At 52.8% G+C, this 15749-nt stretch carries 20 protein-coding genes and 1 tRNA gene; 14 read left to right on the top strand and 7 right to left on the bottom strand.

Annotation, left to right across the window (positions count from 1 at the left end):
- Window positions 1–35: 35 nt before the first annotated feature.
- Genes JMG82_RS01930 through hypA form a run of 7 tightly spaced genes read left to right on the top strand, consistent with a single transcriptional unit; the run spans window position 36 to window position 6053 of the window.
- Window positions 36–683, top strand: a complete 648-nt coding sequence (locus tag JMG82_RS01930) for a hypothetical protein (RefSeq protein WP_201353257.1) — start codon at window positions 36–38, stop codon at window positions 681–683.
- A 25-nt stretch (window positions 684–708) separates the two neighbouring features.
- Window positions 709–1473: a hydrogenase nickel incorporation protein HypB gene (gene hypB, locus JMG82_RS01925; RefSeq protein ID WP_201353256.1), complete on the top strand. Its 765-nt coding sequence runs from the start codon at window positions 709–711 to the stop codon at window positions 1471–1473.
- Between the two features lie 29 nt (window positions 1474–1502).
- Window positions 1503–1781: a HypC/HybG/HupF family hydrogenase formation chaperone gene (locus JMG82_RS01920; protein ID WP_201353255.1), complete on the top strand. Its 279-nt coding sequence runs from the start codon at window positions 1503–1505 to the stop codon at window positions 1779–1781.
- 37 nt (window positions 1782–1818) lie between these two features.
- Window positions 1819–2964, top strand: a complete 1146-nt coding sequence (gene hypD / locus JMG82_RS01915) for a hydrogenase formation protein HypD (protein ID WP_201353254.1) — start codon at window positions 1819–1821, stop codon at window positions 2962–2964.
- 25 nt (window positions 2965–2989) lie between these two features.
- Window positions 2990–3991: a hydrogenase expression/formation protein HypE gene (gene hypE, locus JMG82_RS01910; RefSeq protein ID WP_201353253.1), complete on the top strand. Its 1002-nt coding sequence runs from the start codon at window positions 2990–2992 to the stop codon at window positions 3989–3991.
- A gap of 2 nt (window positions 3992–3993) precedes the next feature.
- A complete protein-coding gene (locus JMG82_RS01905; RefSeq protein ID WP_201353252.1) occupies window positions 3994–5712 on the top strand; it encodes a hydrogenase maturation protein in 1719 nt (572 codons plus the stop codon).
- Complete coding sequence (gene hypA, locus JMG82_RS01900) at window positions 5712–6053, top strand: hydrogenase maturation nickel metallochaperone HypA (protein ID WP_201353251.1); 342 nt, start codon at window positions 5712–5714, stop codon at window positions 6051–6053. The genes JMG82_RS01905 and hypA overlap by 1 nt, the downstream gene beginning before the upstream one ends.
- Before the next feature lie 246 nt (window positions 6054–6299).
- On the opposite strand, the gene JMG82_RS01895 is transcribed toward hypA, so the two are convergent.
- Window positions 6300–6376: transfer RNA gene (locus JMG82_RS01895), tRNA-Thr, on the bottom strand.
- Window positions 6377–6476: 100 nt separating this feature from the next.
- Between JMG82_RS01895 and JMG82_RS01890 the strand changes: the two genes are divergently transcribed.
- Window positions 6477–7685, top strand: a complete 1209-nt coding sequence (locus JMG82_RS01890; RefSeq protein ID WP_201353250.1) for a 2,3,4,5-tetrahydropyridine-2,6-carboxylate N-succinyltransferase — start codon at window positions 6477–6479, stop codon at window positions 7683–7685.
- 88 nt (window positions 7686–7773) lie between these two features.
- On the opposite strand, the gene JMG82_RS01885 is transcribed toward JMG82_RS01890, so the two are convergent.
- Window positions 7774–8100, bottom strand: coding sequence for a hypothetical protein (locus JMG82_RS01885; RefSeq protein WP_201353249.1), 327 nt, complete (start codon window positions 8098–8100; stop codon window positions 7774–7776).
- A gap of 29 nt (window positions 8101–8129) precedes the next feature.
- Between JMG82_RS01885 and arsC the strand changes: the two genes are divergently transcribed.
- The 6 genes from arsC (at window position 8130) to JMG82_RS01855 (ending at window position 12275) form a co-directional block, all read left to right on the top strand.
- Window positions 8130–8492, top strand: coding sequence for an arsenate reductase (glutaredoxin) (arsC, locus tag JMG82_RS01880; RefSeq protein ID WP_201353248.1), 363 nt, complete (start codon window positions 8130–8132; stop codon window positions 8490–8492).
- Window positions 8493–8495: 3 nt separating this feature from the next.
- Window positions 8496–10106 (top strand): ABC-F family ATP-binding cassette domain-containing protein, encoded by a 1611-nt coding sequence (locus JMG82_RS01875; RefSeq protein WP_201353247.1) that lies wholly within the window; start codon window positions 8496–8498, stop codon window positions 10104–10106.
- Window positions 10107–10117: 11 nt separating this feature from the next.
- Window positions 10118–10438 carry a translation initiation factor gene (locus JMG82_RS01870; RefSeq protein ID WP_236579162.1) on the top strand — a complete coding sequence of 107 codons (321 nt, stop codon included), beginning with the start codon at window positions 10118–10120 and terminating at the stop codon, window positions 10436–10438.
- Between the two features lie 176 nt (window positions 10439–10614).
- On the top strand, window positions 10615–11280 hold the full coding sequence (locus tag JMG82_RS01865; RefSeq protein ID WP_201353245.1) for a dienelactone hydrolase family protein: 666 nt from the start codon (window positions 10615–10617) through the stop codon (window positions 11278–11280).
- A 74-nt stretch (window positions 11281–11354) separates the two neighbouring features.
- Window positions 11355–11975: a phosphatase PAP2 family protein gene (locus tag JMG82_RS01860; protein ID WP_201353244.1), complete on the top strand. Its 621-nt coding sequence runs from the start codon at window positions 11355–11357 to the stop codon at window positions 11973–11975.
- Between the two features lie 69 nt (window positions 11976–12044).
- Window positions 12045–12275 (top strand): hypothetical protein, encoded by a 231-nt coding sequence (locus tag JMG82_RS01855; protein WP_201353243.1) that lies wholly within the window; start codon window positions 12045–12047, stop codon window positions 12273–12275.
- On the opposite strand, the gene JMG82_RS01850 is transcribed toward JMG82_RS01855, so the two are convergent.
- From JMG82_RS01850 to JMG82_RS01830, 5 genes are all read right to left on the bottom strand, one after another.
- On the bottom strand, window positions 12272–12445 hold the full coding sequence (locus JMG82_RS01850; protein WP_201353242.1) for a hypothetical protein: 174 nt from the start codon (window positions 12443–12445) through the stop codon (window positions 12272–12274). The genes JMG82_RS01855 and JMG82_RS01850 overlap by 4 nt on opposite strands.
- Window positions 12442–12975, bottom strand: a complete 534-nt coding sequence (gene msrA / locus JMG82_RS01845) for a peptide-methionine (S)-S-oxide reductase MsrA (RefSeq protein ID WP_201354142.1) — start codon at window positions 12973–12975, stop codon at window positions 12442–12444. Before msrA ends, JMG82_RS01850 begins: the two co-directional genes overlap by 4 nt.
- A 195-nt stretch (window positions 12976–13170) precedes the next feature.
- Entirely contained in the window at window positions 13171–13998 is an 828-nt protein-coding gene (locus JMG82_RS01840) for a peptide deformylase (RefSeq protein WP_201353241.1), read from the bottom strand.
- Window positions 13999–14067: 69 nt separating this feature from the next.
- Window positions 14068–14232 carry a hypothetical protein gene (locus JMG82_RS01835; protein ID WP_201353240.1) on the bottom strand — a complete coding sequence of 55 codons (165 nt, stop codon included), beginning with the start codon at window positions 14230–14232 and terminating at the stop codon, window positions 14068–14070.
- Window positions 14233–14253: 21 nt separating this feature from the next.
- Complete coding sequence (locus JMG82_RS01830) at window positions 14254–15714, bottom strand: NAD(P)/FAD-dependent oxidoreductase (protein ID WP_201353239.1); 1461 nt, start codon at window positions 15712–15714, stop codon at window positions 14254–14256.
- Window positions 15715–15749: the final 35 nt, after the last annotated feature.

Here is a 15749-nt window from a genome sequence, read left to right as displayed (position 1 = left end):
AAAAAACTGAATAAGTATTCACTAAAGAGGTTGGCATGTCGATTGGTTACGCCATTATGTTCTGGTATGGGGTATTGCATGCGTTCGGACCGGACCATCTGACGGCGATCGCCGATTTCTCCATCGGCAAAAGCCGTGCCAAAACCCTATGGATCACCCTGGCTTTCGCCGTTGGGCACGGCATCAGTCTCTTCATCTTCGCCAAAATACTCCAGCATATCGATTTGAGCGAAGAGATTCTGGCCTATGGGGATGTCATCTCCTCATCCGTCATTCTTCTCATCGGCATCTACCTGCTCTTTATGGCGGCGACGGACCGAATCCAGCTTGGCGTCCACAGCCACCGGGGCAAGGAGCATATCCATATCTGGTTCGGCAAAGCGCACGACCATGACGATGCCGATTTCGAAAAGCGCACCGCTTCGGCCCTGACCATCGGAGCGTTGATGGGTATCGGCGGTGTGCGGGGAATGTTGGTGACTCTGAGCGCCATTGCCCATAACGAAGTCAATCTCTGGATGGTGCTGGCATTCACTCTTGGAGTGATGCTGGTATTTATGATTTTTGGCTACCTGATCTCTCTTGTCAACGACAACCTGCTGATTAGCAAACGAAACGTCCGATTGGCATTTGCGACCGCGGGAACGGTTTCGATGCTTGTCGGTTCACAAATGTTAGTGTAAATTCGAAATATCCAAGGAGTCAAACATGTGTAAAGACTGCGGATGTTCCATTGCCGGACACGAACATCATGACCACGACCATCACTCTCACGAGCATCAGAAGGCCCATGAGCATCTGCATCACAATCCGCAGCTCAACGATGCCAAGACCATTTCGGTGATTCAGAAGATTCTGGACAAAAACGACCACGAAGCGGCGCACAACCGTGCCCATTTCGATGCCCACAATGTGCTGGCGATCAACCTGATGAGCTCTCCGGGCAGTGGAAAGACGACGCTATTGGAGAAGATGGCCGAGATGGCGCCTTTCAAGTTCGGCGTCATCGAAGGGGACCTGGAGACCAACCGGGACGCCGAGAGGCTCAAAGCCAAAGGGATACCGGCGTATCAGATTACAACGGGAAGTGCCTGCCATCTGGATGCTTTCATGGTCCATAAAGGGCTTCACGATATGCCGCTGGATGAAATCGACGTCTGTTTCGTGGAGAATGTAGGCAACCTGGTATGTCCCGCGAGCTACGATGTGGGTACACACCTGAACATCGTTCTAGTCAGCGTGCCCGAAGGAAGCGACAAGATCGAAAAGTACCCCGTCATGTTCCGCCAGGCCGATCTGGTACTCATTACCAAAACCGACCTGCTTCCTTATTTCGATTACGACATCGACCACGAAAAGAACGAAGCGAGAAAGATCAAACCCGGGGTGGATATTTTGGAAGTGAACATCAAGAAGCCTGAAACGATAGAGCGGGTGATCGAGTGGATTGAGTTCAAGCGGAAAATGAGGTAAGAAGTAATAGATAGCGATGGGAGGGTGTTGTGTGTTTGTCCATTCCGAGTAAGGTGGTCAAAATCGACAAAGAAAAAGCCACGGCGGTGGTCGATACGATGGGTGTGCAGCGGGAAGTGGGGATCGATTTCATCGAAAACGAGGTGAAGATCGGTGACTATGTGCTGATTCATATCGGCTTTGCCATGAATATCATCAGTGAAGAGGAGGCGCTGGCATCCATCGAAACCTACAAGGAGATTTTGGCGCTGATGGATGAGGAGCAGAAGCGGCAGGCGATACTGGATGGGAACAACTGTTCGGGATGAATCAGATGTAAGAGATTAGTAGTAAGAGAGGGGTTGGATGCGGTTGGAACTGAAAAATCTTTATGATGATTTTAGAGATCCCGACACCATTAAGGCATTGGCGAAACTCATTTACAATGAGGCGAAGGGACTGCAAAAGCCGGTCAATATCATGGAAGTATGCGGCGGCCATACACATACCATCATGAAGTATGGGCTCAAGCAGTTGCTGCCAGAGAGCATCCGTTTCATCCACGGTCCCGGTTGTCCGGTCTGCATCATGCCCAAAGAGCGGATCGACCATGCCACTATTTTGGCCAGGCAGCCTGACGTCATTCTGGTGACACTTGGAGATATGATCAAAGTTCCGGGTTCTCGAGGCTCCTTGCAACAGGCCAGAAGCGAAGGGGCGGATGTGCGTTTCGTCTATTCGCCTCTGGATGCACTGAAGATCGCCAAAGAGAACCCGGATAAAACCGTGATCTTCTTCGCCATCGGTTTTGAGACCACCACGCCGATGACCGCGGCGCTCATCGATCGGGCCGAAAAGCTGGGGGTGAAGAATCTGCTCTATCATATCAACCATGTCACCGTCCCGGAAGTGATGCGCGAACTCATCGACAGCCGTGACGAGCATATCGACAGTTACAACAACCGCATCGACGCTTTCATCGGCCCCAGCCATGTCAGCGTGATCGCCGGCGCCAAAATCTACAAAGAGTTCCCCAAGCGCTACGGTCGGCCGGTGGTGGTCAGCGGCTTCGAGCCGGTGGATGTGATGGAAGGGGTTTGGATGCTGGTACGACAATTCGTTCAAAACCGCTGCGCGCTGGAGATTCAGTACAGGCGCAGCGTGACGATGGAGGGCAATCTCACAGCCCAAAAACAGATCGAGAAGATTTTCGAAAAACGGGGGCTTTTCAAATGGCGGGGGTTGGGAAATATCCCCCATAGCGCCTTGAAACTTCGGGAGGCGTATGCCCATCTCGATGCGGAGAGAGTCTATGCCGATATCCTGCCGGTCGAAGAGATCGAAGACCATAAACTCTGTATCTGCGGCGATATATTACGGGGCATGGCCGAGCCCACCGAATGCCAGGTCTTCGGCACCGCCTGCACCCCCTCAAAACCTCTGGGAAGCTGTATGGTCAGCAGCGAAGGCGCCTGCGCCGCTTACTACAAATATGGGGATTTGCTGAAATGATAATAAAGCTATGGAGCATCGTTGGATGAAAAAGACCATTACTCTGGCCCAGGGCAACGGCGGAGCGGAGAATCATGCATTGATCAAAGAGGTTTTCTGGCGTCATTTTGGCAACGAAATTCTAGACCGCGGTGAAGATGCGGCGATCTTGGAAACATTGCAGCGCCCCGCCTTCACCACCGACAGTTTCACCGTCACGCCCCTCTTTTTCCCGGGGGGTGACATCGGCAAACTGAGCGTCTGCGGCACCTGCAACGACCTGGCGATGATGGGGGGGAAGCCGCGCTATCTCTCTCTTTCGGTGGTGATCGAAGAGGGCTTGGAGATGCGAAGTCTCGAGAAGATCGTCCGTTCCGTCAAAAAGGAGTTGGCCCTCAACGGGGCGATTATCGTCAGCGGCGATACGAAAGTGGTGCCCAAGGGAAGTGTGGACGGCCTTTTCATCACCACCAGCGGCATCGGGGAACGGCAGTGCGAGGGGATCGGTATAAACGAAATCCGCCAGGGAGACGCCATCGTCGTCAGCCGCGATATCGGGCGTCATGGCGCGGCGATCTTCGCCGCCAGGGAGGGGATGGAGCTTCAAAGTGCACTGAAAAGTGACTGCGCCTCTCTATGGCCCCACGTGGCGTCGCTGCTGGATGCGGGCATCATGCCCCACGCCCTGCGGGATGCCACCAGGGGCGGGCTGGCTGCGGTGCTCAACGAATGGGCGGATGCCAATAACCTTTGCATCGAAATCGAGGAAGAGGAGATCCCCGTGAGCGACGAAGTGCGGGGCATTTGCGAACTGCTGGGGTTCGAACCCGCCTTTTTGGCCAACGAGGGCACCTTCGTCATGGCGCTTGACCCTGCCGACGTACCTTTGGTCTTGGAAATTCTCGAAGCTTTCCCGGGCGGTGAAATGGCGATGCGAATCGGAGAGGTAAAGGGCGACTATCCAGGCAAGGTGGTGCTCAACAGCCCCTGGGGAACCCGACGCTTTCTTGACTGGCCCACGGGAGAACTGTTGCCGAGGATCTGCTGAGAATGCGCATTCTCCTGCTGGTAAGCACCTTCAACTCCCTGACACAGCAGGTCTTTTGCCGCTTGGAGGATCTGGGCCATGAGGTGAGCGTGGAGTATGCCCGATCGCCCCGGTTGATGGAGGAGGCGGTGGCGCTTTGGAAACCCTCACTGATTCTCTGCCCCTATCTGACGCAAAAGGTGCCCGAAACCATCTGGCGAAACATCCCCACCCTTATCGTCCATCCCGGTCCTCCCGGCGACCGTGGGCCCAGCTCGCTTGATTGGGCGATTCTGCGAAAAGAAACCGAATGGGGCGTCACCCTTCTCCAGGCGGAAGAGGCGATGGATGCCGGGCCCATCTGGGCATCGAAAGGCTTTAAAATGCCTTCCACAAGCCCCAAAGGGCGCATCTACCGATCGGAGGTGGGGCTGGCGACATTGTGTTTAATTGAAGAAATACTGGAGAAATTCGAAAACCCCGCCTTTCATCCCAAACCCCAAAATCCTCTAAAGCCGATGCACGCCCCTGTGCGTCAGGTGGATCGAGCCATCGACTGGTCGCAGGACGATACCGCAACCATTGTTCGAAAAATCAACGCTTCTGACAACCATCCCGGGGTCAAAGACTCGCTTTTGGGACTGGAGGTCACTCTCTACGGAGCCCACCCCGAACGGAGACTGCGAGGAGCCCCCAAAGAGGTTCTGGCCAAACGTAACGGCGCAATCTGCCTGGGAACCGTCGATGGCGCGGTCTGGATAAGCCATCTCAAAGAGTCCCATCGCTTCAAACTTCCGGCGACCTATGTGCTCAAAAATCGGCTCAAAGGCATCAAGGAGCATCGCATTCCGCTCTATGTCGACCCGCATTTGGAAACATTCAAGGAGATCACCTTCGTCCAAGAAGGCCGTATCGGATATTTGGGATTTGACTTCTACAACGGCGCCATGAGCGCCGAACAGTGCATACGCCTCAAATACGCCATCAAAACGCTGCGCGACGAGGTGGATTTACTCGTGCTCACCGGCGGGCCGAACTTCTTCAGCAACGGCATCCACCTGACCATTCTGGAAGAGAGCAAAAAACAGGGTGAAGACGGCTGGAGCAACATCAACGCCATGAACAACCTCATCGAATCGATCCTCTTTTCTGACGACATTCTAACCGTAGCTAGCTTCGGGGCCAACGCCGGTGCCGGCGGGGTTTTTCTGGGTTTGGCCTGCGATTTTGTTGTGGCCAGAGAGGGGGTGGTGCTCAACCCCCACTACAAAACCATGGGACTCAGTGGCAGCGAATACCATACCTATACCCTGCCACGGAGGGTAGGGGAGGCAAAAGCGAAAGAAGTGACCGAAGCCTGCCTGCCCCTCAGCGCCAAAAGAGCGAAAAGGTTTGGGATGGTCGATGCGGTTTTTACCGCCGAAGCTTACGAAACTTCTCTTAAAAAGTGGTGCCGGGAACTTCTTACTGACGAGGAGCGCTACTACGACCTGCTGGATGCCAAAAGAGACCGGCTGGAGGCGGAGAGAGAGCTTATCGATGCCTGCAAGGAGGCGGAGCTGAAGCGGATGTATCCGGAGTTTTGGGACCCAAACAGCGACTTTCACCGTCTGCGTCACGATTTCGTCTACAAAGTCTGTCCTTCCAGAGCACCGACAAGGATCGCAAGACACAGGGTTAAGGTAAGAGTTAAGAGGCAAGGAGAAAGAGATGATTTTGTATCCAATAACCAGGAAAAATGATGCATGAATATTCGATCGTCCAGGCGTTGCTGAATCAGTGCGAAGAGCATGCCACAAAGCATAGGGCCCAAAAGATCGTCAAGGTCGTCACCAAGATCGGAGTGCTCAGCGGCGTGGAACCGGACCTGCTTCAGACCGCTTTCGATACTTTCAAAGAGGGAACCATTTGCGAGGAGGCGGAGTTTGTCATGAACATCCAGCCCCTGGTGATCTACTGTCACGATTGCAAAAACGAAAGCAGTCTGAAAGAGCTGGCCATGGCTTGTCCGAAATGCGGAAGTTTGGCCACGAAAGTGGTAGATGGAGAAGATATGTACCTCATGAGTTTGGAGATGATATAGAGGAGTTTGTTTTTTCTGAAGTGGACCTGACCTGCTGCCAAATTCCGGTTCTGTTTTGTGGGAATAACAGTGGAGCTGATGGCGGGACTCGAACCGGAGGGGCATGATGAAAACGCCAACTGCTTGGCGTTTTCAGCCCCGCACGACGGCACGGTCGGAACGAAGTGAAGCAGTGAACGTCGAGCGAAGCGGGTGGTGAAATGTTTTATTGTGTGGATTTTGCTTGGAAGGTTATTTTCAATGTAGTGGAGCTGATGGCGGGACTCGAACCCGCGACCTCTTGATTACGAATCAAGTGCTCTAGCCGGCTGAGCTACATCAGCGTTTGCGGGAGAAATTTTACCGCAATAGAGTGAAAAATTCAATACGTTATCAGATTTTTTTAAGTATAATCGCGACTATTATATTTTTGCAGGAGAGAGCATGGCCATAGAGCAGATTGAATCGAAAGAGGCATTTAAAAGTTTTGTCGAGAATACGGAAGGTCAGGAGGGCTACAGACGACCGGTGGCATTCGGTATTTGTCGCGTTGACCGCGGACAGAAGAATCACGACAAGATTCTTCAGGCGGTCTACCCTCTGATCAACTGGAACGAGAATTACGGTTCGGCGGCGGTTTTTGCAGCGGCTCTGCAGGAGAGCGGCGAAACCATCGATTTCGGCGCAACGGAGCAGGTTTTTACAGTGAGTGACGCTTTCATCATCAACGCCATCAACATATTCGCACCCTATATCGCGGAAGCGAAAGGGGAAGCGCACAAAAACGTGCAGGTCATCGCCAACCTTGCAGGCATCGCCGAAGCGGAGATGCTCGAGGACAATTACAGGGTGGTCTTTCTGTTCGAAGATGCGGCTCCAAAGAGCGTTGAAGCGGTCTATCTGAAACTTTACGCCCTCTCTTTGGGCAAAGCGGCGCTTCGAAGCGTCAACCTCAACGGGGCATTCGGCATTCTGCACAACTGTGCCTGGTTCGGCAACGAACCGTTCGAACTCGAATGGCTGCGTGACAACGAAATCGATCTCAAACTCAACGGCGCTTATCCGGAGATTGAAAGCGTCGACAAATTCCCCCGTTATCTGCAGCACATCATTCCGGCGGACAATACCCGCATTCTCGACAGCGCCAAGGTTCGCATGGGGGCCCAGCTTGCACCGGGAACGACGGTGATGCCGGGTGCGAGCTACATCAACTTCAACGCCGGAACCACCGGTGCGGTCATGGTGGAAGGCCGCATTTCCAGCTCCGCTATTGTCGGGCCTGGCAGCGATGTGGGCGGCGGCGCTTCAATACTGGGAGTACTCAGCGGCACCAACGGCAATCCGGTCACGATTGGTGAAAACGTACTGCTGGGTGCCAACAGCGTTACGGGCATCCCTCTGGGCGACGGCTGTATCGTCGATGCGGGCATCGCGGTACTGGAAGGGACCAAATTCGTTATCAGCGGCGCGGAGCTCGAGAAGATCAAAGAGGTCAATCCCGAATGGGATGTTCCGGTCGAAGAGGAGAATATCTTCAAAGGCGTCGAACTGGCCGGCAAAAACGGTATCCATTTCCGCCAGGAGAGTACGACAGGCCGCATGATCGCCATGCGAAGCCGACGGGAAGTGAAGCTGAACGAGGAACTGCATTGATTTCCGCGATGCAAGAATCGATGCATGGTGAATACTCAGCGCTGTATGGAGCCCTCTTTGGCGTGTGAGTGTGTCCGGCTCCACATTTTCACGAACCTGTACTCCCGTCCCCGCAAAACTCCCGATAGACATACCATTTCAATATCGCGGCGGTGGAGTGGGAGAGTTCGTGCTGGTTGAACGGAATATAGGCGAGCTTGAGTTTGCTCAGAATGATCATCGCGGCGAAAACCGCGGCTATCCAGAGCAGCAAACCGTAGAACCAGCCAAAAAGATCGGCGAACCAAATGCCGAGCAGAATGGGTACGAAGAGAAACAGGACGTGCAGCAGGCGCACCAGCATGAGGCATTTTGGCTTCAGGGGAGGCAGCAGGTCGATTGTCGGTTTCTCTTCGTATCCGGTTATTTCATCCATAGAGAAAACTTTACCATAAGGATTTAGCAATGGCAAATGAAGAGGTCATTATCTGGCACAACCCCCGATGCTCAAAATCCCGTGAAGCGCTGAAGCTGCTTCAGGAAGAGGGGATCGAGCCCGAAGTCTACAAATATCTGGACGAGCATCCGACCAAAGAGGAGATCAGGAAAGTTCTCGAAATGATCGGGGCAAAACCGCGTGAAATCATGCGCACCAAAGAGAAACTCTACAAAGAGCTGGGACTAAAAGATGTGGATGACGACGAAAAGCTGATCGAAGCGATGGCGGAACATCCCAGACTTATCGAGCGGCCCATCGTCGTCAAAGGGGGCAAAGCGGTGCTGGGCCGCCCGCCGCAAAAAGTGTTAGAGCTCGTCAAAGGAAACTGATTTATGCTGCAGACTCTCAACCTGACAAAACGTTTTGGCGGCCGGGTGCTGTTTGAAAACGTCAACATCAAACTCGACGCCGGCAAGCGGTACGGACTCATCGGAGCCAACGGAGCCGGCAAAAGCACCTTTCTCAGAATCGTCGCCGGCGAAGAGGATGCCACAAGCGGCGAAATCATCATCGGAAACGGCCTGAAAGTGGGTGTACTTGGTCAAAACCAGTACGCCTTCGAGGATTTCACCATCGCCGATGCGGTGCTTTACGGCAACAAGCGTCTCTTTGAAGCCATCAAAGAGAAAGAGAAACTTTACATGGAAGGCAACTTCGACGACGACAAAGTCAACGAACGTCTGGGTGAGCTGGAGATGATCTGTGTCGAAGAGGATCCGATGTACGAGTATGATGTGCGCATCAAGAAGATTCTCGAAGAGCTAGGATTTCCCGAAAGCCAGCATACGGAACTCATGAGCACGCTGCCCAGCGCCGACAAATTCAAAGTACTGCTAGCACAGGTGCTTTTCCCCAAACCCGACATCCTTTTTCTCGACGAGCCCACCAACAACCTGGACATCCACGCCATCGCCTGGCTCGAAGAGCAGCTCAAACGTCACGAGGGAACGATGATCGTCATCTCCCACGACCGCCACTTCCTCAACAGCGTCGTCACCCATATCCTCGATCTCGACTTCAAGACGATCCGGGAGTTCACCGGCAACTACGACGACTGGTACATCGCCTCCAACCTGTTGCAAAAACAGCGGGAGATGGAGCGGGCGAAGAAGCTCAAGGAGAAAGAGCAGCTCGAAAAGTTCATCGAACGCTTCAGCGCCAACGCTTCCAAAGCCAAACAGGCCACCAGCCGGCGCAAACAGCTCGAAAAACTCGATCTTTCCGCGCTGCAGACCTCAAGCCGGCGCGATCCATCCATTGTTTTCAGGCAGCGTCGGGAGATCGGCAAGGAGGCACTGGAGATCGAAAACCTTTCCAAAGCCTTCGGTGACCATGTGGTTTTCGAAAATCTCGACCTTAAAGTCAACCCCGGCGACAAGATCGCGCTGATTGGCCCCAATGGCGTGGGTAAGACGACGCTGCTGAAGATGATCATGGACGACGGCCTCAAACCAGACGGTGGCGAAATCCGATGGGGAGCCACGGTGGAGCCCAGCTACTTTCCCCAGGATACGACGGACCGCATCAAGGGAACCGAAACTCTCTACGAGTGGCTGCGCAACCACGACCGGGAGGCGGACATTTCGGAAATTCGAAACTGTCTGGGCCGGATGCTTTTCAGCGGCGAGGAACAGGAAAAAAGTATCGAAAAGATCAGCGGAGGCGAGAAGCACCGGATGATGCTCTCCAAAATGATGCTGGAGCAGGGCAACTTCCTGGTCCTCGACGAACCCACCAACCATCTTGATCTGGAAGCGATCATCGCCCTGGGTGAAGCGCTCTACAACTTCAAGGGCAACGTCATCTGCGTTACCCACGACCGGGAACTGATCGACGCTTTCGCCAACCGGATTATCGAAATCAAGCCCGACGGCGACATCGTCGATTTCAAAGGCAATTACGAAGAGTATGCCGAGTCCATCGGAGAGACGGCGAGCGTCTGATGGGGCGGGGCGTGAAACTCGACATCGAGTTTGGATCTTTCGACGAGGGTTGGAAAGCCGATAACAGGGCGAAAGAGGCGAAAGAACAGAGCGAAACTCTGCCGCCGCATGAACACCGGCTCGTTTTTCGGCGCGAAAAGCGCCGCGGCAAACCTGTTACGCTCGTAGGGGAATTTTATCTGGAAAAATCGGATGCCCACGCGCTTTTGGCAAAGATCAAAAAGAGCCTTGGAAGCGGCGGAACTTTCAAAAGGGGATGGATACAACTGCAGGGTGAACAGGCCGATGCTCTCCGGAATATTCTGAAAGCGTTGGGCTACCGTTTCAAATAGTACGCAACATTCGGTACAATGTAAAAAGGTCGGCCCCGCAGCGCGCATGAGACAAGAACCTTCACGAAGGCAGATGAAAGCTTTGTTTTGCAGCTTTTCTATCTCCACAGGAGGGCGGAAACAATCAAGGCGTCGGATGGCGGCCGCACAGGGTCGACGAAACCGAAGGAGATGGCATGAGTTACGAAACTTTTAGAAACATGCAAAGAGAAATCTGGATCGAAGCGGAAAATGTGCGGGTCGGCGGTTTTCTCGCCGTGCCGGAAGGGGCGGAGTCGATCGTACTCTTCGCACACGGCAGTGGCAGCAGCAGGTTCAGTTCCCGCAACAACTATGTCGCCTCCGTATTGCATGAGGCCGGCTTTGCCACACTCCTTTTCGATCTGCTGATGAGGGAGGAGGAAATCGACCGTCGCAATGTCTTCGATATCGACCTGCTCGCCTCCCGGCTGATTCTGGCAACGGAATGGGTCAAAGCGCAGCCCAAACTGCAGCCTCTCGACCTGGGTTATTTCGGAGCCAGTACCGGATCGGCGGCGGCGCTCAAAGCGTCGGTGCTCGGAAACCACCGGATTGACGCCATCGTCTCCCGCGGCGGACGGCCCGATATGGCCGAAGGGATTCTGGAACGAGTCACCGCCCCGACACTACTGATAGTAGGGAGTAATGACGACATCGTCGTGGAGCTTAATGAAAAGGCCTACCGCAAGCTTCGGTGCGAAAAGAAAATGGTGTTGATACCCGGCGCGACCCATCTCTTCGAAGAGCCGGGCACTCTCGAAGAGGTCGCCAGACTGGCGAGAGACTGGTTTTTGATGCATCTGGGCAAAGAGACAGGGTAACACGTTCCCAAAGCGCTGTAGTCGAAAGATGCGTCGCTTTGGCTCTCGTGCCAAAAGAATGAATAAGGTTTGCCGTGCGTAGAAGCACCCTTTCTCTCGCCTTCGCAGTAACAGGATTGTCTCTTTTTCTAATCGCTTTTTTTCTCTATCTCTCTGAACCCGGCCACATCGACGGCGTGGTTCTGGAGGTTGCCAGCGGGTGGCGGTCTCCGTTTTGGGACAGAGCGATGATAGCCATTACCCGTCTGGGGAGCATGCCGGCGGTCATGCTTTTTTCCGTCGTTATCGGGATCCTTTTTCTGAACGCGGGAAGAATACGGGAACTTTTCTGGTATCTCTTCAGTCTCTTTGTAGCGGCATTGAGCGCCACCGCGCTAAAGGAAATGATAGGACGCGAACGGCCCGCCGATGCGATGCTTTCACTTGATAGTTTCGCGTTTCCGTCGTGGCACGCAACCCTTTCGATGGCCATCGCCGCCTCCCTGGCGATCTTTCTGCTCTCTACTGTACGCATAAAGCACCGGTGGTCACTTTTTTGGATACTTCTTGCCTGGCCCCTGCTGATAGGCTTTTCAAGAATCTATCTGCATCTGCACTGGTTCACCGACGTACTGGCCGGGTGGGGAATAGGACTTGTATGTGCCGCGGTGCCCGCATCGGTTTTCAGGGCCCAGGACGACAACGATCACGTCTGATGCGAGCCTCGGTATGCTATACTTCCATGGGTTTACAAAACGAGTCCCACTTTTAAAGGTAGTTTGACCATGACGATTGAAGAGAAGGTGATTTTGCTGGCCCTGCTCAAAAAGGAGGAGGGAGAGAGTCTGCGGGAGATCCTGCTGATGCTGGAAAACAGTCGCGTCTTTACGATGAAAGAGGGAAAACGACTGGCCCGCGCTCTTAAAAACGGGGGCTTCATCAAAGAGGGCGGGGAGCTCACCTTCAAAGGCATCACGGCTGCCGAATCCGCGGAGGCGGAGTTCAAACTCTCTTAGGCCGGTTTCTCCTCCTCTTTTTTCTCCTGGTTTCTGCGCTCAATCTCCCTGAGTGCGAGTCTACGCATCCACTCGGAAAAGTTGACACCCTCTTGCCGGCAGAACTCACCGATCTTTTTCATCTCGTCCATCGTCACTTTGACTTCCAGTTCGATCATCTTTTCACTCATTTGGCCATCTCCTTGAAATGCGTTTTGAACTTCTTCACTTTGGGTGCCACGACCGCGTGACAGTATCCATGGGAGGGATTTTTTCTGAAATAGTCCTGATGGTACGCCTCGGCGGGCCAGAACTTGTCCAACGGTGCGATTGCGGTGACGATGGGGGCATTGAAACGTTGTTGGGCCTGGGCTTTGGATCGTTGTGCCATCTCCTTTTGGTTTTCATTATGGTAGAAGATGACGGAACGGTATTGGGTACCCACATCGGCGCCCTGGCGGTTGAGCGTCGTGGGGTCGTGAATGGTCCAGAAAATATCCAACAGCGCTTCGTAACTGACGATGGAGGGATCGTAGGTGATCTGCACCACTTCGGCATGGCCCGTGGACCCGGTGCAGACCTGCTGGTAGGTCGGTTTTTCCACATGGCCTCCGGCATAGCCACTTACGACATCTACGACCCCTTTGACCTGTTCGAAAACCGCTTCCAGGCACCAGAAACAGCCGCCGCCCAGCGTCGCTTTTTCATACTTAGGTTCCATGGCGAATCCTTGTATACCCAGCCATAAAATGGCCAGGAGTGTTGTGATATGCTTCATGAAACCATTGTAGTGCAGTAGGTTTAAAGAGGCATGAAAAAATTTGGACATATCAAAAAACCGTGTACGGCCTCAGCATTATAGAATAGGCAATGCTTGGAAGAGATGGCCACAGCCAACTCGAAAAAAGACCCATCGTTACATGGCCGGATTGACGAGAAAATAGGTGGCGGTGCCGATGACGATAGCGGCGATAAGGCGTTTTGCCATGGAGCCGATCATATTGCCCACCTGACAGCTGGTGCAGCTTGTGTACTTTTTCGCTTCCCACCGACCATAGATGAAATAGCCGATCATCAAAAAAACGACAGCCAATCCCCCTATTTTGTCGAAAGTGTAGAAGGTTGCCAGGGTTTCAATAGAAGGATTGAAAAGTTTGGCAAAAAGTGTCAGGAACATAAAAAAGAGAAGTTTGTCGGCGACGCTGAGGAAATAGACCCGTTTGGAAAAAGTGGGGCAAAGTTCGACTTCCGGTACCAGACCGTTCTCCGCCAACGCTTTTTCGACCGCTTCTTTAATCTCTTTTTTGACTTTCGTAAGGAAGGTTCCGCCGAAAGTATAATCGATTTTTCGCTGAATAACCCGCGCGAGTTTGCCTTCCGCTTCCATATGGTGTTGTTTGCCGTATCGATCTTCATAGATCAGTTTTATTTTTTCGTAACGGGGCACCTCTATTTCGATATCCGGATAGTACAGTGTCTTCTCTTTGGCGGTCGTTTTTCCTTCGTATCGCAAAATTCGCGGATTGATCAGTTCCAGATACGAACCGTTATCCAACCTGACGATGACAATATTATAGGGATAACCGGTCTGAATAGCTGCCAATCCCTCGGCATCGTTCTCTTCGATGACCTCTTTCATCATTTCGATCACTTCAAAAAGAGTATCGTCAAAGTTTCTTACGTCGCTGCACGGAATATGGATTCGTTCGTCAGGATAGACGATAAGCTCTTTTTTGACGGACATTTGAAAACCCTTTTGGAAATGATATGAAAATGTTTTTGGGGAACCCGCGCCGAAAAAGCGCGGGAAGTGTCAGTGGTGGCTCTTGCGAACCACCTGAAGCATTTTGATGTTGATGATGATAAAGCGGATGAACTGCCAAATCAGGCAGGTTCTGAAAAAACGTACGACGTTGGTAGGCACCATCGTCGTAAAACTCGGTTCGTAAGGTTTGATGTTCTTTTCGATATGTTCCATAAATCTATCTCCTTCTTTTTTTTATTCGGGAATGAGTGTCCAGCCTGGCTTAAGTTTCGCTTTGTAGATAAACATATGATGCAGGATATGTTTAATCCAGTGGCCAGCCAGTCCGATTTCACCGAATGTATAATCGAGGTCGCGTCCGATACCGGGATATTTGTCAAAATCGGGAACGACAGGATAGACAGTCAGTGCCGCTGCCATACCGTGGATCGGGTCTTTACCCGCCGAAGCAACACATGCTGCACCCATTTCGGCCATTGATGCATGATGTGTCGGTTTGTCGGCACCTTTTGTGATCATGTCACGGATGGACATGGCGACCGTTTTGCCGATGATACCCGAAGGCATACCTGTTCTCGGCGGAGTCGGGTTGATCGGTGTGCCGTTGGGGCTTTTCATCGGCTTGGAGATAAGATGCGGCGGAGCAAATGCGATACCGACGGCGAAAATGTTCGGATAATCAGGGTTTTGATAGGTTCTCGGCCAGTCACTCGCTTTCCACTCTTCGTAGGGTTTGGCGGTGTAGTCGGCATCGACTTTCAGGAAGCCGTTGGGAGCGAAGAGTTTGTCAGTCATATCGCTTCCGTCTTTGGCATAAGCTTTCAGGCCGACACCAGCAAAAGGAGGAATGAGCATGGAGAAATCGAATTCGAGTTCGCCCGTGCTTCCGTCAAGCTGTTCGTAATGGATTTTTCCGGGCTCGACTTTGTTGACGTGCGCACCAATGACCCAGGGAATACCCTTTTCTGCGTAGAGGGATTCGGCAAAGAGTCGTGAACTGGCCGCATAACCTCCACGTTTGAGGTGCAGACCGCCGATTCCAAAGTCTCCCAGGAAAGATTCGTTTGAAATCCACGTAATGTCCGCCATGTCACGGACACCGGCTTTGTTGAGTTCGAACTCGACGTTAAAGACATATTCGAATGCGGCACCCTGGCACGTACACATACCGTGACCGGTTCCGATTACGATTTTCTGGCGCTCACCCGCTTTCATTTTGGCGATGCATTTCTGGAGCTCCTCATTGGCATGCACTGCATGATCGGCCGTACAGACTGAAACGGTGTAGCCGTTGTCAGGTCCAAGACCTTCCGTCGCACCAAAATTGAGCTTCGGACCAGTCGCATTGATCAGGTAGTCGTATGTTACGGTCTCGCTCTGACCCTCTTTGCCCTGACCGGTATATTCGATTGTGACGTAGGGCTTCTCCTCGTTCTCTCCGCCTTCGGGATGAATCGAAACCGCTTTGGCCTGACGATAGTCGATTCCTGCCTTTTCATAAACAGGAGCCAGTTCGAAAACAACATCTTCTTTTTCCATTTCGCCGCAGCCCACCCAGATATTGGAAGGGATCCAGTTCCATTTGCTGTTGGGTGTAACGACAACGACTTCATGCTCGGACCCGAGCCAGTCCCGCAAAAAAGTGGCGGCTGTATGTCCTGAGACACCGGCGCCAAGTACGACAACTCTTGCCATAATTTCTCCTTCTTTTATTATCTGACACTTCATTC

The organism is Hydrogenimonas urashimensis (assembly GCF_016593255.1).
Lineage (GTDB): Bacteria > Campylobacterota > Campylobacteria > Campylobacterales > Hydrogenimonadaceae > Hydrogenimonas > Hydrogenimonas urashimensis.
Note: the sequence above shows the minus strand (reverse complement) of the source record. Positions and strands in the feature narration are given on the sequence as shown.